Annotated in this window: 27 protein-coding genes; 17 read left to right on the top strand and 10 right to left on the bottom strand. The window is 65.1% G+C overall.

Annotated elements, in window-relative coordinates:
* Window positions 1-100 precede the first annotated feature (100 nt).
* The 3 genes from mfnA to MU558_RS11545 all read left to right on the top strand — a co-directional run bounded on the left by mfnA (window position 101) and on the right by MU558_RS11545 (window position 1,877).
* Window positions 101-1,186 carry a tyrosine decarboxylase MfnA gene (mfnA, locus tag MU558_RS11555; protein ID WP_246966425.1) on the top strand — a complete coding sequence of 362 codons (1,086 nt, stop codon included), beginning with the start codon at window positions 101-103 and terminating at the stop codon, window positions 1,184-1,186.
* Window positions 1,187-1,246: 60 nt separating this feature from the next.
* Window positions 1,247-1,465 carry a YgaP family membrane protein gene (locus MU558_RS11550; protein WP_246966424.1) on the top strand — a complete coding sequence of 73 codons (219 nt, stop codon included), beginning with the start codon at window positions 1,247-1,249 and terminating at the stop codon, window positions 1,463-1,465.
* A 79-nt stretch (window positions 1,466-1,544) separates the two neighbouring features.
* The gene (locus tag MU558_RS11545; RefSeq protein WP_246966423.1) at window positions 1,545-1,877 is read left to right on the top strand and encodes a hypothetical protein; all 333 of its coding nucleotides are present in this window, start codon (window positions 1,545-1,547) and stop codon (window positions 1,875-1,877) included.
* Between the two features lie 28 nt (window positions 1,878-1,905).
* On the opposite strand, the gene MU558_RS11540 is transcribed toward MU558_RS11545, so the two are convergent.
* Window positions 1,906-3,273, bottom strand: coding sequence for a sodium-dependent transporter (locus MU558_RS11540; RefSeq protein WP_246966422.1), 1,368 nt, complete (start codon window positions 3,271-3,273; stop codon window positions 1,906-1,908).
* 446 nt (window positions 3,274-3,719) lie between these two features.
* On the opposite strand from MU558_RS11540, the gene metG reads away from it, so the two are divergent.
* A complete protein-coding gene (gene metG / locus MU558_RS11535) occupies window positions 3,720-5,810 on the top strand; it encodes a methionine--tRNA ligase (protein ID WP_246966421.1) in 2,091 nt (696 codons plus the stop codon).
* 77 nt (window positions 5,811-5,887) lie between these two features.
* Here metG and MU558_RS11530 read toward each other — a convergent pair whose 3' ends face one another.
* Together MU558_RS11530 and MU558_RS11525 are read right to left on the bottom strand one after the other, a co-directional pair.
* Complete coding sequence (locus MU558_RS11530; RefSeq protein WP_246966420.1) at window positions 5,888-7,573, bottom strand: hypothetical protein; 1,686 nt, start codon at window positions 7,571-7,573, stop codon at window positions 5,888-5,890.
* Window positions 7,566-8,357, bottom strand: coding sequence for an ABC transporter ATP-binding protein (locus MU558_RS11525; protein ID WP_246966419.1), 792 nt, complete (start codon window positions 8,355-8,357; stop codon window positions 7,566-7,568). Before MU558_RS11525 ends, MU558_RS11530 begins: the two co-directional genes overlap by 8 nt.
* Before the next feature lie 200 nt (window positions 8,358-8,557).
* On the opposite strand from MU558_RS11525, the gene MU558_RS11520 reads away from it, so the two are divergent.
* Complete coding sequence (locus tag MU558_RS11520; protein WP_246966418.1) at window positions 8,558-9,439, top strand: winged helix-turn-helix domain-containing protein; 882 nt, start codon at window positions 8,558-8,560, stop codon at window positions 9,437-9,439.
* A gap of 91 nt (window positions 9,440-9,530) precedes the next feature.
* Here MU558_RS11520 and MU558_RS11515 read toward each other — a convergent pair whose 3' ends face one another.
* Together MU558_RS11515 and MU558_RS11510 are read right to left on the bottom strand one after the other, a co-directional pair.
* Window positions 9,531-9,818 carry a GYD domain-containing protein gene (locus MU558_RS11515; RefSeq protein ID WP_246966417.1) on the bottom strand — a complete coding sequence of 96 codons (288 nt, stop codon included), beginning with the start codon at window positions 9,816-9,818 and terminating at the stop codon, window positions 9,531-9,533.
* 110 nt (window positions 9,819-9,928) lie between these two features.
* On the bottom strand, window positions 9,929-11,314 hold the full coding sequence (locus MU558_RS11510; protein ID WP_246966416.1) for a cytochrome P450: 1,386 nt from the start codon (window positions 11,312-11,314) through the stop codon (window positions 9,929-9,931).
* Between the two features lie 90 nt (window positions 11,315-11,404).
* Here MU558_RS11510 and MU558_RS11505 point away from each other — a divergent pair, with 90 nt between their 5' ends.
* From MU558_RS11505 to MU558_RS11480, 6 genes are all read left to right on the top strand, one after another.
* On the top strand, window positions 11,405-12,082 hold the full coding sequence (locus MU558_RS11505) for a helix-turn-helix domain-containing protein (RefSeq protein ID WP_246966415.1): 678 nt from the start codon (window positions 11,405-11,407) through the stop codon (window positions 12,080-12,082).
* 191 nt (window positions 12,083-12,273) lie between these two features.
* The gene (gene pyk, locus MU558_RS11500) at window positions 12,274-14,031 is read left to right on the top strand and encodes a pyruvate kinase (protein ID WP_246966414.1); all 1,758 of its coding nucleotides are present in this window, start codon (window positions 12,274-12,276) and stop codon (window positions 14,029-14,031) included.
* A 44-nt stretch (window positions 14,032-14,075) separates the two neighbouring features.
* Complete coding sequence (locus MU558_RS11495) at window positions 14,076-14,348, top strand: DUF7312 domain-containing protein (RefSeq protein ID WP_246966413.1); 273 nt, start codon at window positions 14,076-14,078, stop codon at window positions 14,346-14,348.
* A 63-nt stretch (window positions 14,349-14,411) separates the two neighbouring features.
* Complete coding sequence (locus MU558_RS11490; protein ID WP_246966412.1) at window positions 14,412-15,026, top strand: NfeD family protein; 615 nt, start codon at window positions 14,412-14,414, stop codon at window positions 15,024-15,026.
* An 84-nt stretch (window positions 15,027-15,110) separates the two neighbouring features.
* Complete coding sequence (locus MU558_RS11485) at window positions 15,111-16,247, top strand: SPFH domain-containing protein (protein ID WP_246966411.1); 1,137 nt, start codon at window positions 15,111-15,113, stop codon at window positions 16,245-16,247.
* A gap of 191 nt (window positions 16,248-16,438) precedes the next feature.
* On the top strand, window positions 16,439-17,056 hold the full coding sequence (locus tag MU558_RS11480; protein ID WP_246966410.1) for a winged helix-turn-helix transcriptional regulator: 618 nt from the start codon (window positions 16,439-16,441) through the stop codon (window positions 17,054-17,056).
* Between the two features lie 207 nt (window positions 17,057-17,263).
* Here the strand turns inward: MU558_RS11480 and MU558_RS11475 are convergent, their stop codons facing one another.
* The gene (locus MU558_RS11475) at window positions 17,264-17,500 is read right to left on the bottom strand and encodes a DUF7123 family protein (protein WP_246966409.1); all 237 of its coding nucleotides are present in this window, start codon (window positions 17,498-17,500) and stop codon (window positions 17,264-17,266) included.
* Between the two features lie 266 nt (window positions 17,501-17,766).
* Window positions 17,767-18,306, bottom strand: a complete 540-nt coding sequence (locus MU558_RS11470; RefSeq protein ID WP_246966408.1) for a DUF84 family protein — start codon at window positions 18,304-18,306, stop codon at window positions 17,767-17,769.
* Window positions 18,307-18,529: 223 nt separating this feature from the next.
* Here MU558_RS11470 and MU558_RS11465 point away from each other — a divergent pair, with 223 nt between their 5' ends.
* From MU558_RS11465 to MU558_RS11445, 5 genes are all read left to right on the top strand, one after another.
* On the top strand, window positions 18,530-19,510 hold the full coding sequence (locus MU558_RS11465; RefSeq protein WP_246966407.1) for a transcription initiation factor IIB: 981 nt from the start codon (window positions 18,530-18,532) through the stop codon (window positions 19,508-19,510).
* A gap of 194 nt (window positions 19,511-19,704) precedes the next feature.
* Window positions 19,705-19,941: a UPF0058 family protein gene (locus tag MU558_RS11460; RefSeq protein WP_246966406.1), complete on the top strand. Its 237-nt coding sequence runs from the start codon at window positions 19,705-19,707 to the stop codon at window positions 19,939-19,941.
* A gap of 84 nt (window positions 19,942-20,025) precedes the next feature.
* Window positions 20,026-20,694: a type I 3-dehydroquinate dehydratase gene (locus MU558_RS11455; protein ID WP_246966405.1), complete on the top strand. Its 669-nt coding sequence runs from the start codon at window positions 20,026-20,028 to the stop codon at window positions 20,692-20,694.
* A gap of 92 nt (window positions 20,695-20,786) precedes the next feature.
* A complete protein-coding gene (locus MU558_RS11450; protein WP_246966404.1) occupies window positions 20,787-21,197 on the top strand; it encodes a zinc ribbon domain-containing protein in 411 nt (136 codons plus the stop codon).
* A 136-nt stretch (window positions 21,198-21,333) separates the two neighbouring features.
* A complete protein-coding gene (locus MU558_RS11445) occupies window positions 21,334-21,495 on the top strand; it encodes a DUF7331 family protein (protein ID WP_246966403.1) in 162 nt (53 codons plus the stop codon).
* A 60-nt stretch (window positions 21,496-21,555) separates the two neighbouring features.
* Here the strand turns inward: MU558_RS11445 and MU558_RS11440 are convergent, their stop codons facing one another.
* A complete protein-coding gene (locus MU558_RS11440; RefSeq protein ID WP_246966402.1) occupies window positions 21,556-22,788 on the bottom strand; it encodes an NADH dehydrogenase subunit in 1,233 nt (410 codons plus the stop codon).
* A gap of 256 nt (window positions 22,789-23,044) precedes the next feature.
* Window positions 23,045-24,223 carry a 3-dehydroquinate synthase II gene (locus MU558_RS11435; protein ID WP_246966401.1) on the bottom strand — a complete coding sequence of 393 codons (1,179 nt, stop codon included), beginning with the start codon at window positions 24,221-24,223 and terminating at the stop codon, window positions 23,045-23,047.
* A 220-nt stretch (window positions 24,224-24,443) separates the two neighbouring features.
* On the opposite strand from MU558_RS11435, the gene MU558_RS11430 reads away from it, so the two are divergent.
* Window positions 24,444-25,028, top strand: coding sequence for a hypothetical protein (locus tag MU558_RS11430; RefSeq protein ID WP_246966400.1), 585 nt, complete (start codon window positions 24,444-24,446; stop codon window positions 25,026-25,028).
* Between the two features lie 9 nt (window positions 25,029-25,037).
* On the opposite strand, the gene MU558_RS11425 is transcribed toward MU558_RS11430, so the two are convergent.
* Window positions 25,038-25,907 carry an HFX_2341 family transcriptional regulator domain-containing protein gene (locus MU558_RS11425; RefSeq protein WP_246966399.1) on the bottom strand — a complete coding sequence of 290 codons (870 nt, stop codon included), beginning with the start codon at window positions 25,905-25,907 and terminating at the stop codon, window positions 25,038-25,040.
* Window positions 25,908-26,025 lie beyond the last annotated feature (118 nt).

Here is a 26,025-nt window from a genome sequence, read left to right as displayed (position 1 = left end):
GGTTCGTCCGTCCCAGGCCAGACGACGCCACTTCGCGTTCGCGAAATCCGTCCCATCAGCAAACACAACGAATAAATCGCAGAGTCTCTATTTCGGTGATATGCAGGCCGAGCCGCAAGCGTTCGACCGGGTGCTCTCGTCGATGTGTACCCGACCGCACCCGGCAGCGCGCGAGGCGGCCGAACGATTTCTCGCGACCAATCCGGGCGATCCCGGAACCTACCCGACCGTCGCGACCCTCGAGGAGGAGGCGATCGCCCACCTCGGCGAGATCGTCGGTCTCGCCGATCCCGCCGGCTACGTCGCGAGCGGTGGCACGGAAGCGAACATCCAGGCGGTCCGGATCGCCCGGAATCAGGCATCGACGGACGACCCGAACGTCGTCATGCCGGCGTCGGGCCACTTCAGCTTCCGGAAGGCGGCCAACGTCCTCGGCGTCGAGTTGCGAGTCGTTCCGCTCGACGAGGGGTTGCGGGCCGACGTCGACGCCGTCTCCCAGTGTGTCGACGAGGACACCGCACTCGTCGTCGGCGTCGCGGGCTCGACCGAGTACGGCCGCGTCGACCCGATCCCTGAACTGGCCGCGGCCGCACAGGAGGTCGACGCCCTGTTCCACGTCGATGCCGCGTGGGGTGGGTTCGTCCTCCCGTTTACGGACCACGAATGGAATTTCGAGCACGCCCCCGTCGACACGATGACGATCGACCCCCACAAGATGGGACAGGCGGCCGTCCCGGCCGGCGGCTTGCTCGCCCGCGAGGAGGCGCTGTTCGACGAACTCGCCGTCGACACGCCCTACCTCGAGTCGACTTCGCAGGCGACGCTCACCGGCACCCGGTCGGGCGGCGGCGTCGCGAGCGCCGTCGCAGCGATAGAAGAACTGTGGCCTGGAGGCTACCACGCCCAGTACGACCGCTCGCAGACGAACGCCGAGTGGCTCGCAGACGCCCTCACAGAGCGCGGATTCGACGTCGTCGACCCCGAACTCCCGCTCGTGGCGGCCTCGATCTCCGAACCGCTGTTCGAGGCGCTCCGCGGGGAGGGATGGCGCATCTCCCGGACCGGCGACGGCGAGTTGCGCGTCGTCTGTATGCCCCACGTCACTCGCGAGATGCTCGAGTCGTTCGTCGCCGACGTCGACCGACTCGCCGCCCGGACTCGAGTGGCGGTCTCGAGCGACGACTGATCAGTCTGTTGTTAGATTCTCGATCAAATTAGTTATCAGACTCGCGCCGAAGTCTCTCGTATGGAAGCGAACGTAGGCGGATTCGACCGGACAGCACGGCTCATGCTTGGATCGCTCCTCGTCGTCTTCGGAGTCGGCGCACTCGCGGACATCCTCTCGCTTGGGACGGTCGTCGGGGCCGTCGCACTCGTCATCGGTCTCGTCTTCCTCGCGACCGGCATGACCCGACTGTGTCTGCTCTACCAGGTCGTCGGCGTCGATACCTGCAGGCGGCGCTGACCCTGGACGGGCGATTTCTGCCGCACCGACACGACGAATCGACACACGTTTTTCGTCCGAACTGGACGTCCGCATAGCAATGAATCGATTCGACTGGGTCGCCGTCGTCGGGTTCGGTGCGATAGTCGCGACGGCAACGGTCGCCGACCTCGAGGCGGTCGTCCTGTCGGCGCTGCTCGGTGGTTTCGTCCTCTCGCTTGCCCTCTGGCGGTTCTCGGCGGGACACGTCTGGGAGGCGCTCGGCTGGCTCGCGTGGGTCGCCAGCGCGGTCGCGCTCGGGTTCGGTTCCGATCGGCCGCTCGTTCTCGCCGTCTTTCTCGCGTCGATACTGTTCGGATTGGGGCTGCAACTCGGCGGTCGACTCGAGTTACTCCCGGACGTCTGGACGGCAGAAAACGAGACGGGAGAGTGAGCGGCTATCTCGCCGTCTGCGGACCGGTTCAGAGGTCAGCGAGCCACTCCGTGAAGTCGCCCGTCAGGAAGTTCGCGTATTCGACGATTCCCAGTGCGAGGACGACGAGCAAGACGGCGACGACCGGAATCCGGACGAGCCAGATCCAGACGTTACCGTACGTGCCGGCACCGCTGATTCCCCGCTGCAGTTCGTCGACGGCGAAGCCGGTCGCGATCCAGCCGACGAACAGCGCGAGCAACAGCGAGCCGAGCACCAGCAAGATTCCGTTGGCGAGCAGGTCGAAGAGGTTGAGCATCGTCAGATCCAGTGCGGACGGGATGCCGAGGAGGAACAGTCCGCCGCCGAGGACGACCGTCGCGACCTTGCGATCGACGCCTTTCTCGTCGATCAGGTAGGAGACGAGGACCTCCATGATGCTGATCGCACTCGAGAGGGCGGCGATGGCGACGGTGCCGAAGAAGACGGCCCCGAGCAGCCAGCCGAACTGGATGTCGGCGAACGCCGCGGCGAGGCTGACGAAGATCGCCCCGGCACCGGGACTGGCGGGGTCGACGCCGGCGGTAAAGAGAATCGGGAAGACGACCAGCCCGGTGGTGAAGGCGATCAGCGTGTCGAACCCGAGGATGATCGCTCCGTCCTGGACGAGGTTCTCGTCTTCGCCGATGTACGAGGCGTAGGTGATCATCACGCCCATCCCCAGCGAGAGGGTAAAGAACGCCTGCCCGGCCGCGGCGGGGAGGATGCTCGTCCACTCGGCGGCGATCAGGCTCAGGTCGGGCGCGAGGTAGTACGAGTACGCCTCACTCGCCCCCTCGAGGCTGAACGCGTAGGCAGCCATGCCGAGCGTGATGACGATGATCGCAGGGACCATCACCTTCACCGCGAGTTCGATCCCCCGCCGGACCCCCATCCCGACGATGGCGATCACGGCACCCATGAAGACGGCGTGAAGGAGGATCGCGTCGAGGCCGGTCGCGAATCCGCCGAACTGTGCACCAGCCGCCTCGACCTCGGCGACGTACCCGTTCTGGAGTCCGAGCGCGAAGTACCGGAGCGTCCAGCCGCCGACGACGCTGTAGTACGAGAGGATGACGAAGCCGGTGAACACGAACAGCCACCCGACGTACGTCCAAACGCCGCTGCCCAGTCGTTTCAGCGCACCGACCGGGTTTCGCTCGGTGTGCCGGCCGATGACGAACTCGACGAGGATCGCCGGGAACCCGATTCCGAGGACGAACAGCAGGTAGATTACCACGAACGCGCCACCACCTTCCTGTCCGACCTGGAACGGAAAGCGCCAGATGTTGCCGAGGCCGACGGCGCTCCCGACGGCCGCGAGGATGAACCCGACACGTGTCGCCCACTTTTCACGCGGGACGTCTACGGAACTCATACACGAGTCGGGGACGCGGAGCGGGTAAAAACCTCTGTTTTTCACGTTTTAGACTGAAATGTCTAGAACCGTCCTGTTTCGACGTCGTGAAACCAGAATACGCACGCCGAACGTATAATTTTACGTATTTTTCATTTCCGATCATTATGATAGCACCACAACAGCTCTCGCGAACGCACAGACCACGAGTGACGATCTGATGGCGGACTCGAGAGAACAACGTTTTTGACCGGGCGGGGAGTACCGACGAGCGAGACGATGACGGTGGCTGTCGTTCCCGACGCTCGTTCTATGCGCACGTAGCGCCAGCCCCGTCGCCGGGCGGAGTCGTCGCGTTCACGCCGGTCATACGGCTCTCGCGCGGCGTCGAAACCCGACCGGAAACGACAGAGCAGACGAAAAACGAAACCGGCGGGTTTTACGCCCGCCACCGAGTCACCACACACATGAGCCACGACGACTTTCCGACTGACGAACCCGCAGTCGTGACCTGTGGGTTGCCGTACGCCAACGGCGACCTCCACATCGGTCACCTGCGGGGGTACATCGGTGCAGACGCGTTCAACCGCGCCCTGCAGACGCTGGGCCAGCAGTCGGCCTACGTCTGCGGGTCGGACATGCACGGGACACCCGTCGCGGTCAACGCCGAAAAAGAGGGCGTCGACCCCGAGGAGTTCGCGCTGCGCTGGCACGAACAGTACGAGGAGACGTTCCCGCAGTTCGCCGTCGAGTTCGACAACTACGGGCACACCCACGACGAGACCAACACCGAGACGACCAGGGAGATCGTCCGGACCTTAGACGAGGAGGGGTACGTCTACGAGAAGGAGATCCAGGTCGCCTACGACCCCGAGGCCGACCAGTACCTCCCCGACCGCTACGTCGTCGGGACCTGCCCGTACTGCGGCGCGAAAGCCCGCGGCGACGAGTGCGACGAGGGCTGTCAACGACACCTGGAGCCCGGCGAGATCGAGAACCCACAGAGTTCGATCACGGGTAACCCGGCCGAGTACCGTGAGCGCACGCACAAGTTCTTCCGCGTCTCCGAGTTCGCCGACTACCTGACCGAGTTCTTAGACGACCTCGAGGGAACCTCGAACGCGCGCAACCAGCCCCGTCAGTGGATCGAGGAGGGGCTCCAGGACTGGTGTATCACTCGCGACATGGACTGGGGAATCGACTATCCGAACGGCGAAGACGACCTCGTCCTCTACGTCTGGGTCGATGCGCCCATCGAGTACATCTCCTCGACCAAACAGTACACCGACCGCGTCGGCACAGACGAGTACGACTGGGAGGACGTCTGGCACGAGGACGGCGAGGTCGTCCACTTCATCGGCCGGGACATCATCCAGCACCACACGATCTTCTGGCCCGCGATGCTCGAGGGGGCAGACTACAACGCCCCACGCGGGATCGCCGCGACTGGCTTCATCACGATCGACGGGAAGGGGCTCTCGACCAGCCGCAACCGGGCGATCTGGGCCCGCGAGTACCTCGAGGAAGGCTTCCACCCCGACCTGCTGCGATACTACCTGATGACCACGGGCGGCCTCCAGCAGGACGTCGACTTCTCGTGGTCGGCCTTCCAGGAGAAGGTAAACGGCGAACTCGTCGGCACGATCGGGAACTTCTGTTACCGGAGCCTGCTTTTCGCCCAGCGAAACTACGAGGGCACGCCGGAGACGGACGTCTCGGCGGACGTCGAAGAGCGCATCGAGGGTGCGATCGGCGAGGTCCGCGAGGCCGTCAACGACTACTCGCTGCGCGGCGTCGGCCAGGCCGCCACCCGCCTCGCACAGTTTGGCAACGAGTACATCCAGCGCAACGAGCCCTGGAAGCTCACCGACGATTCGCCCGACGAGGCGGCACAGGTCATCCGCGACTGCGTCCAGATCGCGAAGGCCGTCGGCGTGCTCATCGAGCCGATCGCTCCCGGCAAGGCCCAGACGCTGTGGGAACAGCTCGGGGAGGACGGCGACGTCGCCGACGCCCACCTCGAGGACGCACTCGAGGCCCCGCCGCGAACTTTCGACGAACCCGACGAGCTCTTCGAGAAGATCGAAGACGAGCGCGTCGAGGAACTCGAGGCGAAACTCGAGGAGCGCATCGCGGAGGCGACTGGGGACGCGGGCGCGGAGGAAACCGAAAACGACGACACGGGGTCGGACGAAGAGAAAGATATGGCAGAGACGGACGATCTCGAGCCGTTGCTCGAAGACCGGATCAGTTTCGAGGAGTTCCAGGACCTGGACATCCGCGTCGGGCGGATCGAGGACGCCGAAGGCATCGAGGGCGCAGACGACCTGGCGCGTCTCGAGGTGGACATCGGCTTCGAGACCAGACAGGTCGTCGCCGGGATCAAGCAACTGCACGACCTCGACGAACTGCCCGGCACGAAGGTCGTGTTGCTGGCGAACATGGAGCCGGCCGAACTGTTCGGCGTCGAGTCGAACGGTATGATCCTCGCGGCGGGCGAGGAGGCCGACCTGCTGACGACTCACGGCGACGCCGACCTCGGCGAGAAAGTACGGTAACGATCGGGACCGCTATTTTCGGAGACGACCCGGTGACCGGTCGTGCGCTGATTCGTGGGCGTCGATGGTAGACGGTATCACTCGAGTCGATACGCGTCGATTCGCCGGACGGCAAGCAGGTACGCCGCCGGAACCGCGAGCGCGAGCAGCGGGACGACGACCGAGGCGACGGTCTCGAGCGTCGCCGCGGTGATCGAGAGGTCGTACGGCAGGCGCTCGGAGAGGACGACGACCGCGAGCGAGCGAATCGTCTCGTCGGCGAGAACGGCGACCGCGTAGACGGCCAGTGTGATCAGAAGCGAGAAGAGTGCGAACGCCGACTTGCTGGGCGGCACTGCGGTTCGTGAACCCGCGACGTCGATCGACCGAAACCGTGGGAACCGCGCGCCGAGGCCGGCAGCGAGTACCGCGCCGGCAATGACGACGACGGGAGAGAGTGCTGTGAGGAGCAACAGGACTGCGGGCGAGCGGCCGGCGAGATACCCCATCCCGACCGCGGCGACGGCCGTCAGCGGCGTGACGGTGACGACCGCAGCGACGACGGTCCCGTGGACGACACACGCGCCGTCGGCTCGAGCGGTCAACACTGTCGGGAGCGTCGACCCCTGGTTTCCGAGCGCGTTGAGCGGGAACGCCGTTCCCGCTGCCCACGCGCCGTAGAGGAGCACGACCCACGGGACGAACGGCGGGGCGGTGCCGGTGGCGATCACGCGTTCGAAAAGCGGCAACGCACCGAGCAGGGGGACGGCAGCGAACACCAGCTGGAGCGGTGCGCGATAGGCGCGGACCAGCGTCGTGGTCGCGACGCCGAGCGTGCCCGGTCGACGGCAGACGAGCGCGAGCGTGGCAGCGACCCGGCCCGGAGACGAGTGGTCGTCGCCGTGCCGGTCGCCCTCGCGAGAGTCCCACGCCCGATCGACGTACCACGTGTATCGTGCGCTGGCGGTCGTTCCGAGCGCCGTAGCCGGAAGGACGACGACGGCGAGGACGAGCGCTCCGGCGGCGCGTGCGATCGAGACGTCGGCACCCGGCGTCGTCACCAGGGCGAGGTCACCCAGCCAGCCGAGCGGCGGGGCGAGCAACACCGGCTCGAGCGTCTCGGCGATCACCAGGAGCTTGCCGGTGGCCATGATCCAGACGTACGCGACAACGACGACGACCGCGAGGATCGGTTTGAGCGACGAGAGGCGCTCTGAGCGGCGAATCACGCCCTTGAGCGCCAGGCCGATCGGGTATCCAGTGGCGACGGCAGTGACGAGCAGGGTCGTCGTGGTGACGATACCGCTGACGAGCGTCAGCGGGGACCCAGCGCCGACGGACAGACCCAGGAATCCGACGCCCAGCGGGACGAACGCGAACGGGGCGTACCAGATCGTCGCGGACAGCAAGAGGCCGCAAGCGACGTCCTTCGGTGGACGAATCGTCAACATCCCGGATTCGTTGTCGATCTCGCCGTACTCGCCGACGGCGCTTACGACCGCAAAGAGCGCGAACAGGAGCCACACGATGGCCAGAGCCATCGCGACGGTAGATGCCACGGCAGTGTCGCCCGCCTCGAGGTCCACGCCCCACTCTCTCGAGAGTCCAAAGAGGATCGGCAACGACAGCAAGACGCCGACAGCTCCGAGGAGCAAGACGGCGAGCCAGACGTCCTGCTCCCGGAGCTTTCGAACGACCCGGCGAATCTCGACCCTGGCGATCGAGAGGCCGACGCCGATCGACGGGACGTGACCGTCACGAGACGTCTCGCCGTCGTTACGCATCGATATCACGCCGATTTTCGTCCGGCTCGCGTCGGTCTCGAGCCTGCTGGTCAGTTCGAGTCACGTCCAGAAATGCCGCCTCGAGGCTCGCGTCGCCAGTCGTCTCGACGCGTCGTTTCAGTTCGTCCGGCGGGGCCTCGGCGACGAGCGTGCCGTCGTCGATGACGCCGACGACGTCGGCGAGTTCGTCGACGACGGGAAGAACGTGCGTCGAGAGGAAGACGGTCATCTCTCGGTCCGCGAGTGCGGCGAGCGTGTTCCGGACGGTCCGGGCAGCGCGCGGATCGAGACCGCTGGTCGGTTCGTCGAGAAAGACGACGTCGGGCTCGTGTATCACTGCGCCGATGATTCCGACTTTCTTGCGCATTCCCGTCGAGTACCCGGCGATGCGCCGATCGGCGTCCTCGAGGAGGTCGAACCGCTCGAGCAAGTCCTCGACCCGCCGTCGCGTGGCGTCCTCGGGGAGTTCGTGGAGCCGGGTGACGTACCGGAGGTGCTCTCGGCCGGTGAGTTCCTCGAACACGGGCGGATCGGCGGGCAGGTAGCCGATCCGTTCGGTGAGCGATCCACGATCGGTTATCGGAACGCCGGCGACCGTGGCGCTGCCGGCAGTTGGCGTCGTAAGCGACGTCAGCATTCGCATCGTCGTCGTCTTGCCGGCCCCGTTCGGGCCGAGAAAGCCGTACACCGATCCCGGCTGGATCGACAGCGAGAGGCCGTCGACGGCGAGGTCGTCGCGGTAGCGTTTCGTGAGTTCCTCGGCGACGATCGCGCGGTCGGTCACCGTCTCCCACCCCGGTAACGGACTCGAGTCGGTGTCGATCCGCGATCCGACGAGGTGGCTGGCGACTCGTGACAGAGAGCGATCGTGACGGGGGCGATCATATCAGCCCGTTGCCAACCGATCGTCAAATACGCTCGGAGCAATCGATTACTCTTAAAATATTTATGTGTCAAAACGTGAGACAGATCATAGTTCGCCGTATGCCTACCCCCGCACACGAAGTGGACGAGTCGACGCCGGTCGATCCGTTCGAGATCGTAAGCAACGAGACGCGCCTCGAGATCGTCCGAGCGCTTTCCGAGCACCTGCGTTCGAACGGCTGGGAGAGCGAACTCTCGTACTCGACGTTGCGCGAGCGCGTCGGCATCCGCGACAAGGGGAACTTCAACTACCACCTCGGCGAACTCCGCGGGACGTTCGTCGAGCGCGGTGCTGACGGCTATCGGGTGACGTTCGCCGGGTTCGAGATCGCGAAGGCCATCGAGGTCGGCGCGTGGGCGACCCACGAGCAGCGCGGTCCGGTCGAGGTCGGGACTGCGCCGCTCGCCGACGGCGACGATCCGCTGACTGCGGTGTACGACGACAGCCGCGTTCAGGTGTCCGACGACGAGGGACGGCTGCTCTTTCAACACGCGCTCCGTCCGTCCGGCGTCGCCGACCGGGAGATGGAGGCGATCGTCGACACTATGGCCACGGTCTGGCTGGCCGACGTCGAGTTGATGATCGACGGGGTCTGTGCGTACTGTCACGGACCGACGGATCGATCGGTCGAGCGCACGAAGAAGCTACCGTGGGCGCACTCGCTCGTCGTGGCCTGTCCCGAGTGCGGGCCAGTCGCGCGCGTTCCCGTCGGTCTCGCGATCGTCGACCACCCCGCCGTCGTCTCGTTTCACTGGGATCACGGGATCGACCTGCGTGATCGGCGCTTCTGGGAACTCGAGTTTCTCGACGACGACGCCGTGGCCGTCCTGGAGAACGACCCCGTGCGGCTACGGATCGACGTCTCGCTCGAGGGCGACCGACTCGCGGTCACGATCGACGAGAACGCTCGCGTCGTCGCGATCGAACGGGACGACGCGTGATAATGATGGCTGTGACTGGTTACCGACGCAACCGAGAGACGGTTCGCGGTTGCGGCGGTAACGACTCACAGCTATCGTTACGAGGTGCCGATCAGATTTCGTCGACCAGGTGAGCGAACGCGTCGGTGTCGGTGACCGGCATCGTCTGGGCCGACAGGTCGTGTCTGCGCAGTGTCAACGCCGCCTTGAACGCCCCTTCCCGGTCGGGGGCGTCGAAGACGACGAGGAAGTCCCACTCCCCGAGGACGGCGTAGGAGTCGAGCAGTTCGGCCTCGTGTTCGGCGATTTCGGTCCGTATCTCGCCCCAGATCGACGCCAGTTCCTGTGCGTTCTGGACGTCCCGGTCGGCGGTTCGGACGAGTGAGGCGTACGTGGCCATACTCGGGGCTACCCAGAGTCCGTGCAAAACGCTTCGCGTGGCACACGCGTGGTGTGTTAACTCGATAGTGAGTGAGTGAGTGAGTGAGTCACGTACAGCAGACGCCCGGTTCAGCGGTCGTGCAGACGAACGCGCACGTCCTCGACGGGACGATGTGTCCCGCCAGCCGTCACGTCCGGATCGGGATCGCTCAGCAACTCGAAATCGAAGCGTCGAGCGAGCACTGCGACGACGAGTTGCATCTCGAGCATGGCAAAGCGCATCCCGATGCAGTGTCGTGGACCGGCCCCGAACGGGAAGTAGGCGTACTCGGGACGCTCGTCGGCCGAACCGTCGAGCCATCGTTCGGGTCGGAACGCGTCGGGATCGTCGTAGAACCGATCGTCGACGTGAATCCGAAACTGTGGGAGTGTCACGATGGTTCCCTCGGGTATCCGGTAGCCGTCGATGACAGCGTCTTCCTTTGCTCGTCGCGTGATGATGTGTGCAGGTGGATGCAACCGCATCGATTCGCTGACGACGGCCTCGGTGTACTCGAGAGCGGGAACGTGGTCGAACGACGGTGACTCGTCGCCGAGCACCTCCTCGTGCTCCCGACGGAGGCGGTCCAGCACGTCGTCGTGCTGGGACAGGAGGAGAAACGCGTAGGTGAGACCGAGCGAGGTCGTTTCGTGTCCGGCGAACATGAACGTCATCAGGTTGTCGCGTATCTCCTCCTCCGAGAGGGTCGCACCGTCGGGGCCCTCGGCGCGCAACAGGATCGAGAGCAGGTCCTCGCCGCCTGCTCCGTCGTGGCGACGCTCCTCGATCAGTCCGTCCGCCCGTTCCCGGTAGTCGGCGAGTGCGCGCCGGTACCGTCGGTTCGTCGGTGTCGGGATCCAGGTCGGGAGAAACGACGTGAGACGGCTCACGTCGACGCGCTCGTTGATCGCCCTGGCCGCGGCGACGACCGCTTCGTCGTCGTCTCCGTCAGCGCCGACCTCGAGGTCGAACAGCGTCTTCGTGAGGATGCGAAGCGTGAGATTCGAGAAGTCGCGGTTGAGTGCCACCTCCTGACCGTCGTCCCACCGCCTGGCCGTTCGATCGGCGTACTCGACCATCGGATTCGCGTACGATCTGATGCGATCCATCGTGAACGCGGGTTGCATCAGCGTACGCTGGGTTCGCCACTGCTCACCCCGGTTCAACAGGAGTCCCTCGGGGGCGAAGTCGACCTGGAAGTCACCGGCGACGTTCCGTTCGAATCGATCGGATTCGGCGACCAGTACCCGTTCGACGTGGTCCGGATGAAAGAGCGTGGTGAACCTGCGACCAGGAAGCTGCCACCGCACGACGTCCCCGAACTCGGCGAGGTCGTCGTAGAACGAGAACGGATCGCGGAGAAACGGACGGAGGCACCCCACGACCGGGTCCCCGGATGGACCCGGTGGGAGTGGTGTTCCGGTCGTCGTCTCCGCCGTCCCGTTTCGCCCGCTGGCCTGATCTGGCGAACTCATATTGCTACGTACACGTCTCGAACCGATCGTTCTTCGGTCGAATAGCCTAGCGGCTTTTTATAGCCCCGATCGTGTCGATCGATACACACCGTGAAATACCTCGACGTACAGCTACGATTGCCCGAGTGCATGCTCCACCCGCTGGCAGCGTTCGTCCGGAACGAAGACGCCGTCGAGTACGAGGAACTCCTCACCTGGAACATCGACCCGGAACGCAGCCTCGAGTACGAACTGTTCTACCTGGAGGCAGACGCAAATCGATATCGGGACGCCCTGCACGAGGTCGAGTCGATCCTCGAGTACCAGCTCACACCGATCGACGAGCGGTCCTTTCACCTCTGGGTCTGCCAGGAAACTCGCCCCGAGGTCCGGAGGTGGCGCAGAGCGTTCGACGACCGTCGTCTCGTGATCGTCCCACCGATCCGACTCGACGAGAAAGCCGACATGCGAATGACGATCGTCGGTGACGGGGACGACCTCCAGGAATTGCTGGACGACCTCCACGACGAGATCGAGGCGACGGTCAACGAGATCGGGACCTACACCCGGGGCGGTGGAACGCCCATCAGTGCGCTGACCGACCGACAGCACGAAGCCGTGACGACGGCACTAGCGCTTGGATACTACGAGGTTCCCCGAAAGGCACCGCTCACCGAGGTCGCGGCGACGCTCGGATGTGCAGAGAGCAGCGCGTCGCTCCTGCTCAGGCGAGGTGAGCGTGCGATCCTCTCGAGTGTCCTGGGTCGGTACGGTGGAACGGTCACGTGAGTCTCGATTCGAATTCACGAGCGTTCTGGACGGTTCGTCGTCGGTCTCGACGAGCGAGGTGTAGGCGGCCATGGCTCCGCTATCCGAAGTGAACGAAAACGCTCGCGCGTGATCTACTACACGCGTGGTGTGTTAACTCGAGGGTGAGTAAGTCACGTACCTTTTTCCCGTCGTCGGCGGTAGCCCCCGGTATGAGAAACGCGAAGATCGTCTGTACGCTCGGTCCGGCCTCGAGCGACGAGCGGACGATTCGTGCACTCGCCGACGCGGGCATGGCCGTCGCCCGGCTGAACGCGAGTCACGGCACGCTCGAGGATCGGGCCGACCTCGTCGACCGCGTCCGCAACGTCGACGAAGTAACGCCGGAGCCGGTCGCAGTGATGCTCGACACGCAGGGGCCAGAGATCCGGACTGCGCCGTTGTCCGATGGCGAGACCGTCTCCCTCGAGACGGGCTCGACGGTCCGGTTCGTCGAGGGCGACGAGGCGACGAGTGAGGAGGTCGGCCTCTCGTTGTCGATCGACGGGGTCGAAGAGGGAGATCGCGTCCTGCTGTCGGACGGGATGATCGAGACGACGGTCGTCGCGGTCGAACCCGACGCAGTCGTAGCACGAGTCGACAGCGGCGGCGAACTGGCCGGTCGTCAGGGTGTCAACGTGCCGGGTGTCGACCTTGCCCTCGACGTCGTCACCGAGAAAGACAGGCAGGATCTCCGGCTTGCGGCCGAGAAGGACGTCGACTTCGTGGCGGCGAGTTTCGTCCGCGACGCGGCGGACGTATACGAGGTCAGCGAGGTCCTGGAGGAGTTCGGCGCGGAGATTCCGATCGTCGCGAAGATCGAACGGGCCGGTGCGGTCGAGAACCTCGAGGAGATCGTCGACGCGTCCTACGGGGTGATGGTCGCCCGGGGTGACCTCGGCGTCGAGTGTCCGATGGAGGAAGTGCCGATGGTCCAAAAGCGGATCATCCGGACGTGTCGCAACGCCGGTGTCCCGGTGATCACGGCTACGGAGATGCTCGACTCGATGGTTCACGCCAGGCGGCCGACGCGGGCAGAGGCCTCGGACGTGGCAAACGCCGTCCTCGACGGCACGGACGCGGTGATGCTTTCGGCTGAGACCGCCGTCGGCGACCATCCCGTGGCAGTCGTCGAGGCGATGGACCGCATCGTCCGCCAGGTCGAACGCTCCGGCGAGTACGACGAGGTGCTCGAGGGACGCGTCCCGGCTTCGGGCGAGGCCCGGACGGACGCCCTCGCGCGGGCGGCGCGATATCTCGCTCGCGACGTCGACGCCGACGCGATCGTGGCGGCGACCGAGTCCGGCTACACGGCGCTGAAGATCGCAAAGTACCGCCCCGGCGTTCCGGTGGTCGCGTCGACGCCGACGCAGGACGTTCGCCGACAGCTAGCCCTCTCGTGGGGCGTGACGCCGCTGTACGCCCAGGTGTCGGACCAGAGTGCGGACGCCGTCATCGATCGAGCGGTCCAGTCGGCGCTGGATGCAGGCGTCGCCGAGAGCGGCGACACTCTCGTCGTTCTCTGTGGCATGATGACCGACCTCGAGGGAACGAACACGACGAACATGATGAAAGTCCACGTCGCCGCGGAGACGCTGGCCACGGGTCGCGTGGTCGTCGAGGGACGCGTCGCTGGACCGGTCGCTCGTGTTCCGGACGGCGACCTCACCGACGTGCCCGACGGTGCGATCGTCACGCTCGGACCCGAGTTCGACGAGCAGTTCGACGGCGACCTGACGAAGATCGCCGGCATCGTCGACGCCCGCCGCGGCATGACCGGTTACCCGGCGCTCGTCGCCAGAGAGATGGGAGTCCCGATGGTGAGCGGCGTCGAACTCGAGGAAATCGACGCGGGAACGGTCGTGACGATCGACGCCGAGCGCGGCATCGTCTACGACGGCGACGTCGTGGGTCGACGCGAGCACGCGTGACGCAGGGCGGCGGATTTTTGCGTCGTGACCCAGTAGTACCGAGTATGCCAGCAGACGCGTCCGAGCCAGGATCGGACGACCGTGACGTCGGCCGAACCGACGCGACCGAGCGAACCGACTGGTCTCCCACCACGTTCGACGATCGGGAACGAGACGACGACGGCCAGGGCGACGAGGGAGACTCTTTCGGCCCGGAACCGAACTCGACGCCGGTCGAACCCGGCGATCCGACCCTGGAGAACGCGACGTTCGTCCTGCTCGGTGCGATCTCGATGGTCCTCGTCATGCTTCGACTGGCGGCGCTCGTCCCGGCGTGATCACGAGAAAAATTTCGGCCGGCGCGGTAAACACTTAATCGGGGTGAGACCCTAGCCCCGGACATGCTCGAACTGCTCTTCGAGAACATGCCGCTCGCGCTGTTGGCCGCGGGCCTCGTGCTGATGGCGCTCGAGGCGGTTTCTCCCGGTGCTCACTTCATCGTCGTCGGCGTCGCACTCGTGGGCGCGGGCGTCGTCGGGACGTTGTTCCCGCCGGCTGCAGCACCGCTGGTCCTTGCCGGTCTGGTTCTCGTCTTCGGGGCTGCGGCGACTTACGTCTACCGGGAGTTCGACTTCTACGGCGGCAAGGGGACGGCCCAGACGAGCGATTCGAGTGCGCTCGCGGGTCGCATCGGGTACGTCACCGAGACGGTCACGGCCCGCGACGGCGAGGTGAAACTCGACGACGGCGGCTTTAACCCCTACTACAGCGCCCGGACGACCAGTGGCACGATCGAAGAAGGTGAGGAGGTGATCGTCCTCGATCCCGGCGGCGGAAACGTCCTCACCGTCGAACCGGTCGGCGCGCTCGAACAGGACGAGATCGACCGCGCACTCGAGCGCGAGGCGGCCCGACGGGCGGCGGACGACGAGTCGACCGTCGACCGCGAGAGCGTAGACGAACAGGCAGCCGACGGCGGCGACGAGCGGACGACCGAGACGGAAACCGACTCGTAGAACGCGTGCCAGAACGGCGATCGTCGGGAAACGTGTCGTTCTGGCAAGGGAACGCTTTTCACCTCACCGCCACAACCCCCGCACATGGTCCCGACAGTCATCATACTGCAGGCTGGTACCGCCGGACTGGTCATCGGTGCGCTCGTCCTCGTCGTGGTACTCGCGGCCCTCCTGAGTGCCATCGAGATCGTCAACGCCTACGAGAAACGCGCGCTGACCGTCTTCGGCGAGTACCGTAAACTGCTCGAGCCGGGCATCAACCTCGTCCCGCCGTTCGTCTCGAAGACCTACAGGTTCGACATGCGAACGCAGACGCTGGACGTCCCCCGACAGGAGGCGATCACGCGCGACAACTCGCCCGTGACCGCCGACGCCGTCGTCTACATCAAGGTGATGGACGCCAAGAAGGCGTTCCTCGAGGTCGACGACTACAAGCGAGCCGTCTCGAACCTCGCCCAGACCACGCTGCGGGCCGTCCTGGGCGACATGGAACTGGACGACACGCTCAACAAGCGCCAGGAGATCAACGCGAAGATCCGCCGCGAACTCGACGAACCCACCGACGAGTGGGGGATCCGCGTCGAGAGCGTCGAGGTCCGCGAGGTCAACCCGTCGAAAGACGTCCAGCAGGCGATGGAACAGCAGACCTCCGCAGAGCGCAAACGCCGTGCCATGATCCTCGAGGCGCAGGGTGAACGCCGCAGCGCCGTCGAGAAAGCAGAGGGTGACAAACAGAGCCAGATCATCCGCGCGCAGGGTGAAAAGCAAAGCCAGATCCTCGAGGCACAGGGTGACTCGATTTCGACCGTCCTCAGAGCCCGATCCGCGGAGTCGATGGGCGAACGTGCCGTCATCGACAAGGGCATGGAGACGCTGTCGGAGATCGGCCAGAGCGAGTCGACTACGTTCGTTCTTCCGCAGGAACTGTCGTCGATGGTCGGCCGCTACGGCAAACACCTCACCGGCAGCGACGTCAAAGAAGACGGCACCGAACTCGAGAGCCTCGAGTTCGACGAGGAGACGCGCGAACTGATCGGGCTGGACGACATCGCCGAGATCATCGGCGAGATCGACCAGGAAGCCGAGATGGACCTCGAGGAGATGGAACAGCAGGCCCAGGCGATCAAGGAGGGCAAAGATCCGGCGAACATCTCCGATCCGGACGAGGTCATCGAGGAGATGGACCAGGAGTTCCAGTCCGACGGCGGCGAGTCGAACTGAACCGAGGTGAGACCACTCGTCGGTACCGACGACCGACTCGAGAACCCGACGAATCGCCCGACGCTGACATTCCGTCGACGGTAAGACGTTCTTACTCGCTGTCGACAGCGAGCGAAACGCCTAGAAATCAGTGAATAAGGCGGAGCGAAACGCGTTTTACGCCCCGGCCCGTTGTAGGTGACAGGAATAGCATGGGAAAGACAGAGCAGGTCGACGAGGAGAAACGGGCGACGCTGCGCCGATTCGCGGCACTCGGCGCGTCGACGCCGTTCGTCAGTTTCTCGGAGTCGGTCGCGGCCGACACGGGCGGAAGCGACGCCCGCGACGCCATCGCCGGCTACCTCTCGACTACTCCCGGGGCGCACTTCTCGAAGATTCGAGACGACCTCCAGCTCGGGACGGGCGAGACCCAACACCACCTCCGACGGCTCGAGGAGGCCGAGATCGTCGACCGCTACCGCGACGGCGACTACAAGCGATTCGTCCTCGCCGGCCGATTCGACGACTTCGAGAAGAACGCGCTCGGCTACCTCCGTCGTGACACCGCACGCGGGATGTTGATCGAACTGCTCCGGAATCCCGACGCGACGACGAGCGAACTCGCCGACTCGCTCGAGGTCTCCGCACCGACCGTGAGCAAGTACGCGGGCGAACTCGAGGACGCCGGACTGCTCTCGCGAGACGGGGGGTACACGGTCGAACGGCCCGAAACCATCCTGATGTTGCTCGTTCGCCACGCCGACTCTTTCGGCGAGCGGGCGATCGCGCTGGCGTCCGACGCCGACCGACTGGTCCGGTACGAACGCTAGGACGGGTCGCTCTCGGCCGTGATTCGAACGTGGCTCGTAATCAACGGCGATAGACAGTCGGCGCTCGTCGCTGTCGACCACGGTATCGCGAGGAGAGGTACGATGACGTTCGGTGGCGACTGACGCCGTCGATCGTCGTGCAACCCGTGGGACTGCTCTCGGCACGACGACGGAGAGCAGACAGCGCGGCAGACGCCTGCGGAGCGTCTAGACGCTAACTTTCCAGGTGGTACTCGAGGAGTAGCCCCATTTTTCGATGTCGATCTCGTAGTCGCCGTCCTGAAGGGCGCTGATGTTCGAACCGACTTCCTTGGCCGTCATTCCAAGTTCCTCGCCGATCAGCCGGGACTTGAAGTACGTCTTCGTCGCGGCGTGTTCTTTGAGGTACTGGAGAATGCGGTGCTGTTTGGTCGTCAGGTCCGTGGGGGCCATCGCACTACTCATATCTCGAGACAGGACGGCTACCTCCTTAGGGGGTTTGGTACACGTGGTTAATCGGCCGCAGTCGTGCGATTTTCTCCGCTGCAACGGCGATGGTAATCGGCCCGAAAGCAATCGTTGGTACGAGCGGTTAATACGTGTTTTCGAGCGAGTATCGTCGATTCGAGAACGTTTCCTCGCGTCGAGGTCGCCGCAGGATAGGTAATAGACTATTTCCGATCGGCGAGCGAGAGAGTCACGGTTGGAGATCGGATGTCGACCAGGAACGGTTACTCGTAGTAGGGCGTCACGAACGGTCCGAACGCACAGGCGACCGCTTCGCGAAGCGCCCGGGTGCGATCAGTCAGCCCGCCGGTAAGCATTCCGGCTGCGCCCTCGTTTTCGGCGACGCCCTCAGCACCGAGGAAGTCATCCATTACTGGCCCCAGTTCCTCGCCTGCTTCGACGCGCGCCGCGACGTGGTCGGGGAGCCGAAGGCTCGGGCCAGCGCCGCGTCCGACCTGGTCGCTGTCGGTCACGGCAGCCCACATGATCAGGTACAGTCCCGCCGTCGCGTCGAATCGTGCGACGCCACCCTCGAGTCCGACGCCGAACGTGTATTCGTCGGTTCGATCGGAACGTGACGCGGTCACCTCGAGCGCTCGCCGTGCCCGGTTTTCAGCGCCCGTGATCGTCGCCTCGACCGACCGTGGCTGTTCGGCGACGCCGGAGTCGACCGACACGGCCGTCACCGTCGGCTCGTACCGCTCGAGTGCGCTGGCGACGGCGTCGACCTTGACCGGGTTGGTGCTGCCAACTGCGAGTTCCATAGGCTCGATTCGGTCGAAGGACACTTGTGGCACTCGTTTGCGGGGTCGATCGGCTCTATTTTAATGTTTTGATTTTTCATGCCAGTATCGACGAATAACCAGTTTCTCGGCACCGTCACGCCTAAATTCCGAAACTCTTAAATAGAGAGTCTCGGAACGAAGTAGGTAACGAATCCGTCCGGGCTTTTGTGATAGGGTTCGGCCGGTCAGCATTCGCCATCGCATGACAAACACATCGTCCACCACGAGAGTACGACGTAGCGAACGAGAACAGAGCGAGCGAGAGACGGAAAACGAAGACGACGCCATCGCGTGTCCCGAGTGTAGTGGCCAGCTGGTCGTCGACGACGAACACGGCGAGACCGTCTGTGAGGATTGTGGTCTGGTCGTCGAGGAAGACTCGGTCGACCGCGGGCCGGAGTGGCGCGCGTTCGACGCCGCCGAGAAAAACGAGAAGTCCCGCGTCGGCGCTCCGACGACGAACACGATGCACGACAAGGGTCTCTCGACGAACATCGACTGGCGCAACAAGGACGCCTACGGGAACTCGCTCGACTCCCGCCAGCGCGAGAAGATGCAACGGCTGCGCAAGTGGAACGAGCGGTTCCGCACCCGCGACTCCAAAGAGCGCAACTTAAAGCAGGCACTTGGCGAGATCGACCGCATGGCCTCGGCGCTCGGTCTCCCGAACAACGTCCGCGAGACCGCGTCGGTGATCTACCGACGGGCGCTCAACGAGGACCTCCTGCCGGGTCGGTCGATCGAGGGTGTCTCCACTTCCTGTGTCTACGCGGCCGCCCGACAGGCCGGCGTCCCCCGCAGTCTGGACGAAATCGCCGACGTCTCCCGCGTCGAGAAAAACGAGATCGCCCGCACCTACCGCTACGTGGTCCGCGAACTCGGCCTCGAGGTCCAGCCCGCCGACCCCGAGAGCTACGTCCCCCGCTTTGCGTCCGGACTCGAACTCTCGGACGAGGCCGAACACCGCGCCCGCGCGCTACTCCAGAACGCCAAGGAGAAAGGCGTCCACTCGGGCAAGTCGCCGGTCGGTCTCGCCGCGGCCGCCGTCTACGCCGCCGCGCTGTTGACCAACGAGAAGACCACCCAGGCCGCCGTCTCCGACGTCGCGGACATCTCGGAAGTGACGATCCGCAACCGGTACCACGAACTGCTCGAGGCCGAGGAGACCCTCGGACTGGCCTAGTCGACGGTCACGGCGTGTCACTCGAAACAGTCTCGAACCGGCCGTTCCGCTAGTGGCTGGATTTCTCGTTCGAGTCGGCGATCGATACTGGCCGTCGTAGCGTTACGTTCGCTCTCCAGATACGTCAGCTATGCTTTCTCACCAGTAAAGGTGGAAAAATTATTAAGAGACGGTGTGTGGTGGTACCCCCCATCATGCAGAGACAGGCGTACATCCAGCTTCACGCACTGCTCTGTGAGATACGCGACCACGTCGAAGAAGAACACGACGTGCCGGACGACGCATTCGACGCGTACGACGCCCTGTCCGTGCGGCCGGTGCACGTCCATCTCACGAAAGAGCAACACGAGCGGGCGATCGGGCTCCTCCTGGTGGGTATCGGAGAAACGATCGACGAACCACCGCGCGACTCGCTACCGCCGGCGTCGTGAAAGCGCCTCGAACGACTCGCCACGTCGATGAACGCACCGCACCGAGGAGACGGCTTTTTGTCTCCGCGAGCGAGTCACGACCACATGGAGTTCGACTCGTTCGTACTGGCCGCGTCCACGAAGGACCTCTCGGAGGAACCCGCCGCCCGTGAACACGCCGACTGCCTCGAGTTTCGACTGGACCTCGCGTCCGACCCGCTCGCCGCCCTCGAGGGCTACGACGGGGAGTTGCCGATCCTGGCGACGAACCGTGCGGAGTGGGAAGGAGGCGAGGCGACCGACGACGGTCGCCTCGAGACGCTGGCCGAGGCGACCGGGTTCGACGCCGTCTCCGCGATCGACGTCGAACTCGCGTCGATTCTCGAGGGCGAAGCCGACGAGGTCCTCGAGATCGCCCGCGATCGAGACGTCTCGGTCGTCGCGTCGGCACACGACTTCGAGGGGACGCCGCCCCGACCGGAGCTGGTGCGGACGCTGACGGAGGCGAGCAAGTACGCCGACGTCGCGAAACTGGCCGTCACCGCCGAGTCGAAAGCGGACACGCTCGCCGTACTCTCGGCGACCGAGCAACTGACCGCCCACGGCGACACCGTCGCGACGATGGCGATGGGAGAGGTCGGCAGCCACACGCGCGCCGTCGCCCCGGTGTACGGGTCGAAGATCGGCTACGCACCAGTCGATCCCGAGAAGGCGACCGCGCCAGGCCAGTACGATCTCGAGACGCTCGCCCGGCTGGTTTCCGAGCTCTGCTGAGAGCGAGCCCGACCGAGACGCCAGTAGTGGTCGTCGACGCGAGCGAAACGAGAGTATTAACCACGCGCGAAAGAGAGTACTTCGTACTGACAATGACATGGATTCGAGCGCTGGCCGCTGCCGTCTTCTCCGTTCTCTTGCCCGGCACGGGCCACGTTCTGCTGCGCGAGTGGGTTCGCGCGCTGCTGTTTGCCGGACTGTACGTCTCCGCACTCGCAATCTTTCTTCCGGTAGACCAGCTCGCGACTACCGAGACGGTCACGGAAGCGATGACCATCGTCGACGCCGAGATGTCGCGGTTACACCAGTTCGTCCTCTCGTTTATCGTGCTGTTCGCCGCGGTCGATTCGGCGCTTCGGGCGATGGGGATCCCGCCGGGATCCGACGACGGCGGCGACGAACCCGCCTGTCCACACTGCGGCCGACCACTCGACGAAGACCTCGAGTTCTGTCACTGGTGTACGACGAGACTGGATCGGAAAGACGATCGGACCGCCGACTGAACTTCCTCGAGTCGTGGTACCGCTGGCCGCGTCATACAATGACGCTAGTAGTACATTGACGGAGCGTTTTTACCCGGACGGACGATACCGCCAGTCGAGCCCTCGGCCGTGAACACGGTCGAGCGGCGAGACTATCATGGAGAACGTCCCCGAACCCCGCGAACGCGCGACCGAGCCGATAGCGACCGACGCCGACCGCTACGTGAGCTACGACGACGGCGATACGACGGTGATCTGCGACCGACGGGACGCGACCGCGTGGATCCGCTCGAGCGTCGTCGTCCCGGTCGAGCGATAACCGGCGACTCTGGAGTTTTCGACCGATCCATCGCCAGGAGACGGTGACGCGATGCCGACGTCAGCGACAGCGTTCGCAGACGTACTCGGTCGGATCGCGTCTCGCCGTCTCTGGTGCGGGAACGTACCGTCCACACTCGATACACCAGGTCCAGTAGACCCGCTGCGTCAGCGTCTCGCCGGTCTCGGGTTCGGACTGTCCGTCGACGACGACGTGATCGGCGGTCACCTCCGAGACGGTCCCGTCGATCGGCGCGTGCTGTGCGACGCTGATGCCGTCGCCGGGTCGGGCGACCATCTCCCCCGCCTCGACCTCCTCACCCGGCCGGACGACTGGTTCGCTCGGCGTGACGACGCCCTCGAAGTCCGGGTTCGTGATCAGGGGTACTCTGACGCGATCGGGCGACGGCAGATCGTCGGGCTCCGTCTCGTGAGGGACCTTCTTCCACGCGCTCGGCCCGAGGACGTTGACGCGGCCGCCACCGAGTCGGTTCTTCTCGACGACCGTCTCGTCCATCACGAGGAGGCCGTTGGTCCGCTTTCGGACGCCGAACGCCGCGGATTCGTCGTCGATCTCGAAACACCAGCCAGGGCCGCCGTCGAGCAGGACCTCGTCGTCCCGGAGGCCGTCGTTGCGGCCGGCAGCGGCGAGCAACTCGCTTGCCGGCGTCCCGATCGGTACCTTCAGGAACCGGTGTTCGGGCACACGACCGTCGACGTGGACGTACTTGTGCGTCGTCGGCGACCCGTCGGTTAGCGCCCGGTAGACGTTACACAGCGTCTCGGTGTTCTGGACGATCCAGCCGTGTTCGACCGGGAGTTCGTCACCGCCGACGACGACGTCCGCGATCAGCCGCAAGAGGACGCCCTCCATGCCGTACTCGTACCGGTCGTCGGTGTAGGCGAAAACGACGCCAGACTCCGCGTCCGGCTCGAGTGGCAGCTCGTCGGGTTCGTAGACGGTCCCGTCGGTCGCTCGCTCGAGGTCGCCCAGCCACTCGTCGCGGTCGGTTCGCTTGGCACCGACGACGATCCTGTCGAACGCCCGGTCGAGTAAGGCGTCGAACAGGGCTGCCAGGTCGTCGGCGTGCTCGCGACCGAGCCACTTGTCGATGTAGTAGTTCGGTTCGCTCTCCTGGTGGTTCACCAGCAGGGAGTCGACCGACTCGAGGTGCTCCCACTTCGCGTACGTCGGAAAGCCCGCCCCGCCAGCGCCGGCGGCCCCCGCGTTTCGAAGCGTCACCGCGAACTCGGGTAACTCGAGTTGCCGGAGCTTCTTGTGAGTTGTGCTCATGACACATACTACGGACGGCACCGCCGACATTAGTTCTTAACACCCCATATAGTAAAAAACTACGTTAGTGGTTAATCCTCCGGGAGAACGGCTCAGACTCGCACAAATAGATGTCACACGAGAGGTCGATCTGGTCGTCGTCGACACCCGACCGACGAACGTGGGTTGTATCTTGTTAACACACCACTCAGTATAGAGTGGTTCGGGAAAGCATCGGTTGAGAGAAACTACGCCGGTTCGAGACGGGTTTCGACGGTCACTTCTCGATGATGCTCTCTTCGACGGCCTCGCCGAAGTGGCGGGCCGTGTCCTCGTAGTAGAGTTTGAGTTCGTCGCCGACCTCGACGTCCGTCACTGCCTTGCGTCCGTCGGGCGTGGCGACCTTGATCGTCTCGGCGTTTTGCAACAGCGTCTCGACGCGGTCGCCGTCGTCGGTCTCCAGTGCGAGCCGGAACATCGGCCGCTGCTCGATCTTCGCCCGGCCGACGATCGCCTCGCGGGTGTGCCCCTCGAGGTCGACGACCTGGACCTCGTCGCCGCTTTGCAGTTCCGCGAGGTACTTCGTGCCGCCGTCGGGCGTGCGGACGTAGGCGTGGACCGCGCCGGCGTTGACGCGGAACGGCCGCGAGGCGACGTACGGCGACTCGGCGGTCTCTGCGTGGACGAACACGAGACCGCGGGCCATCGAGCCGACGAGCATCCCCTCGTCGTGCTCGAGCATACTCCCGGTGTCGACGCAGACTCGATCCGCGGAGCCGGCGCGTTCGATCTCGACGACCTCGCCCCACTGGAGGTCCAGGGTCTCGCGTTCGGCCTCGTCTCGCACCTCGACCGTCTTGCGGATCTCGTCGGGATCGTCCGAGTCGAGCAAGACGGCGTCGGCACCGAGCTCGAGCGTCTCGAAGGCCGTCTTCGCCTCCTCGGCGCTCGTGACGCCCGCGACGAGTTCGGTCTCCTCGCCGATGCGCGCGATCAGGTTCTCGAGGGGGATGATCGTCCAGTCCTCGCCGACGACGATGGTGTACTCGGCTTCCTCGGTGGCCGCCTCGGCGAACGTCTCGTACTCCTTGCCCAGGATTCGGACGTACGCACCGGCGTCGACGTCGCCGTCGCGGCGCAGCGTCGAGAGGTCCGCAGAGCCCGAGAAGTCGGAGGGAAGATCGATCGTCGCGTCACCCTCGCCGTCCTTGCCGACGACGAAGGCGTCCGGCTGTGCGCCGGTTTCGTCGCCTTCGGCGTCGTCGATCATCGTCACGTCGCCGTCCGTCCGGAACGCGGCGACGCCGATGTCGCCGAGTTCGCGGACGCGTTCGACGTCGCCTTCGTCGACCAGTACCCAGTCAGCACCCGCCTCGAGCGCGGCGGTGATCCGCGCCCGGCGGTCGTCCCAGTCGCCGACTGCGTCGTCGGCTTTGACCCAGACTGCTCTCGTCATATCTCGACCGTCGAAGGGGACCGGCTTGAACGTGGCGAATCTGGCAGAAACGATGGCACCCGACCGAGTCGGAGGGACGAGACGGCCGGCAGGCACGACGTGACGGTGCGGTCGGTCGAACCGTCGCAGCCGGTCAGATAGTACTGATTTTCTAGATAGTAACGAAGATATCGATACTTTCTCCAAAGTTGATAATATCCCGTCGGGCGACCGATACGATATGGGTCAGCGCCACCTCGAGATGCCCGCAGAACTGACGATCGACTGTGCCGCCCACCGACTCGAGGTGGATGCTGCGGCCGCAGTCGCGCGAGCAGCGTTCGACCACGCAGGCGAGATGGCGACGCTCGAGTACGGACGACCGGCTGCCGTACTGGGTGCCATCCAGCTCGCCGCCCGTCGGACCGGCGTCGGTGAACCCGACCGCGAACGGATCGCGGCCGCGTTCGACGTCGATCCGGATCGAGTCGTCGACGCCGACGAGTTGCTGGCGACGTATCTGAGCCCGCCCGCCGATGCCGACGAGATCCGCTCGCTCCGGCAAACGCTCGTCGTGGCCCAGGAGGTCCTGGCCGCGGTCGAGCGCGGCCGCAACGCTGGCCCCGAGCTTCCGGGCTCGCTCCTCGCTGACGCCGCGCCCTTCCTGCTCGCCCGCGCGAGCAGCCACCTCGACTCCCGCACCGACTGCGAGTGCCCGGGGCTCGACGCGGCGGCACTTCGTGACCACATCGACCGACTCGAGGCCGACCTCGAGCTCGCTCGGCTAGGCACGAAACTCTACGTACTGGTGTACGCCGAGAACTAAGCGGGCCACTTATCCGACGTAGTTGGTCCCGTCGCCGAGCTTGTGTCGGAACGCCCGGTAGGCGTTCTCGCCGCGCTCGGTCAACTCGACGACGCGTCGGCGGCCGACGGATTCGATCGTGACGTAGCCGTCCTCGGCCAGCGGCTCGAGGACGTGCGTGTCGAGTATCCGAAACGCACCCTTGTCCTCGCCGGCGCGCTCGTCGGGTGCGCGGCGGTCGGCCATAAACGAGAGGTCCTGCTCTCGAGCGTACTCGATGAGGTCTTTCTTCTTGGGTGGGGTCGTCCGGTCGTCGTGGTACCCCTCCCACGCGTCGGGATCGGTGAGAAACTCCATGATCGCGACCTGATCGCGCGTCGGCGACTCGATCGGGTAGGTCGGGATGCCTTCGATTTCGTCGACCCCGAAGGAGCTTGGCTCGGTCGTCCCGTCGTGGGCGTACGTCGACGGGTCGACGTAGTAGGCGTGGGCGTCCGTCGAGACGTCCATGCACGCGATCGTCGCGCCGATCGCCGGGATCGTCCCCGCGCCGGAGACGTTGACGTACACCTGATCCTCGGCGTGTTTCGCGGCGATCGTCGTCACGTCTCCGAGGACCGCGTACACATCTGTCAGGTCACACTCCCAGGTCCGAACGTCGGGGACGACCGACTCGAGTTCCTCGTACAACGCCTCGTGATACTCCGCTGTCGCCGTCGCGTTCCGCTCGACGTGGCCGTCGCTGTGCTCCTCCCGTCGGTCGTCCGCCGTGTCCCCGTGGCTCGCGCCCTCGTCCTCGAGCAGGTAGACCAGATCCGCTCGCTGGTCGCGAATCGGCTCGAGAATCCGATCGAACTCGTAGCCAAGCGGGACGACGTGGACGCGCTTGACGACTTCCATATCCCGAGAGGCGTGTCAGGAAAAATAACGGCTCCGGAATCGGCGATGGAACTCGAGTCGAACCCGCTGACTCGTTCACGGAGTCAGCGAAACGTTGAGAGTGTCCGCTCCCCTACAG

The organism is Natribaculum luteum (assembly GCF_023008545.1).
Taxonomy (GTDB): domain Archaea; phylum Halobacteriota; class Halobacteria; order Halobacteriales; family Natrialbaceae; genus Natribaculum; species Natribaculum luteum.
This window is presented reverse-complemented; position numbering and strand designations above follow the sequence as displayed.

Bases quoted from the DNA above. Each gene is read 5' to 3' on its own strand.
- MU558_RS11455 (WP_246966405.1), top strand. From the start codon at position 20,026: ATGGAGTTCGACTCGTTCGTACTGGCCGCGTCCACGAAGGACCTCTCG.
- MU558_RS11440 (WP_246966402.1), bottom strand. From the start codon at position 22,788: ATGAGCACAACTCACAAGAAGCTCCGGCAACTCGAGTTACCCGAGTTC.
- MU558_RS11450 (WP_246966404.1), top strand. From the start codon at position 20,787: ATGACATGGATTCGAGCGCTGGCCGCTGCCGTCTTCTCCGTTCTCTTG.
- MU558_RS11435 (WP_246966401.1), bottom strand. From the start codon at position 24,223: ATGACGAGAGCAGTCTGGGTCAAAGCCGACGACGCAGTCGGCGACTGG.
- metG (WP_246966421.1), top strand. From the start codon at position 3,720: ATGAGCCACGACGACTTTCCGACTGACGAACCCGCAGTCGTGACCTGT.
- MU558_RS11485 (WP_246966411.1), top strand. From the start codon at position 15,111: ATGGTCCCGACAGTCATCATACTGCAGGCTGGTACCGCCGGACTGGTC.
- MU558_RS11510 (WP_246966416.1), bottom strand. From the start codon at position 11,314: ATGAGTTCGCCAGATCAGGCCAGCGGGCGAAACGGGACGGCGGAGACG.
- MU558_RS11460 (WP_246966406.1), top strand. From the start codon at position 19,705: ATGCAGAGACAGGCGTACATCCAGCTTCACGCACTGCTCTGTGAGATA.
- MU558_RS11545 (WP_246966423.1), top strand. From the start codon at position 1,545: ATGAATCGATTCGACTGGGTCGCCGTCGTCGGGTTCGGTGCGATAGTC.
- MU558_RS11470 (WP_246966408.1), bottom strand. From the start codon at position 18,306: ATGGAACTCGCAGTTGGCAGCACCAACCCGGTCAAGGTCGACGCCGTC.
- MU558_RS11465 (WP_246966407.1), top strand. From the start codon at position 18,530: ATGACAAACACATCGTCCACCACGAGAGTACGACGTAGCGAACGAGAA.
- MU558_RS11480 (WP_246966410.1), top strand. From the start codon at position 16,439: ATGGGAAAGACAGAGCAGGTCGACGAGGAGAAACGGGCGACGCTGCGC.
- MU558_RS11490 (WP_246966412.1), top strand. From the start codon at position 14,412: ATGCTCGAACTGCTCTTCGAGAACATGCCGCTCGCGCTGTTGGCCGCG.
- MU558_RS11475 (WP_246966409.1), bottom strand. From the start codon at position 17,500: ATGAGTAGTGCGATGGCCCCCACGGACCTGACGACCAAACAGCACCGC.
- pyk (WP_246966414.1), top strand. From the start codon at position 12,274: ATGAGAAACGCGAAGATCGTCTGTACGCTCGGTCCGGCCTCGAGCGAC.
- MU558_RS11530 (WP_246966420.1), bottom strand. From the start codon at position 7,573: ATGCGTAACGACGGCGAGACGTCTCGTGACGGTCACGTCCCGTCGATC.
- MU558_RS11540 (WP_246966422.1), bottom strand. From the start codon at position 3,273: ATGAGTTCCGTAGACGTCCCGCGTGAAAAGTGGGCGACACGTGTCGGG.
- MU558_RS11515 (WP_246966417.1), bottom strand. From the start codon at position 9,818: ATGGCCACGTACGCCTCACTCGTCCGAACCGCCGACCGGGACGTCCAG.
- MU558_RS11520 (WP_246966418.1), top strand. From the start codon at position 8,558: ATGCCTACCCCCGCACACGAAGTGGACGAGTCGACGCCGGTCGATCCG.
- MU558_RS11425 (WP_246966399.1), bottom strand. From the start codon at position 25,907: ATGGAAGTCGTCAAGCGCGTCCACGTCGTCCCGCTTGGCTACGAGTTC.
- MU558_RS11445 (WP_246966403.1), top strand. From the start codon at position 21,334: ATGGAGAACGTCCCCGAACCCCGCGAACGCGCGACCGAGCCGATAGCG.
- mfnA (WP_246966425.1), top strand. From the start codon at position 101: ATGCAGGCCGAGCCGCAAGCGTTCGACCGGGTGCTCTCGTCGATGTGT.
- MU558_RS11550 (WP_246966424.1), top strand. From the start codon at position 1,247: ATGGAAGCGAACGTAGGCGGATTCGACCGGACAGCACGGCTCATGCTT.
- MU558_RS11495 (WP_246966413.1), top strand. From the start codon at position 14,076: ATGCCAGCAGACGCGTCCGAGCCAGGATCGGACGACCGTGACGTCGGC.
- MU558_RS11430 (WP_246966400.1), top strand. From the start codon at position 24,444: ATGGGTCAGCGCCACCTCGAGATGCCCGCAGAACTGACGATCGACTGT.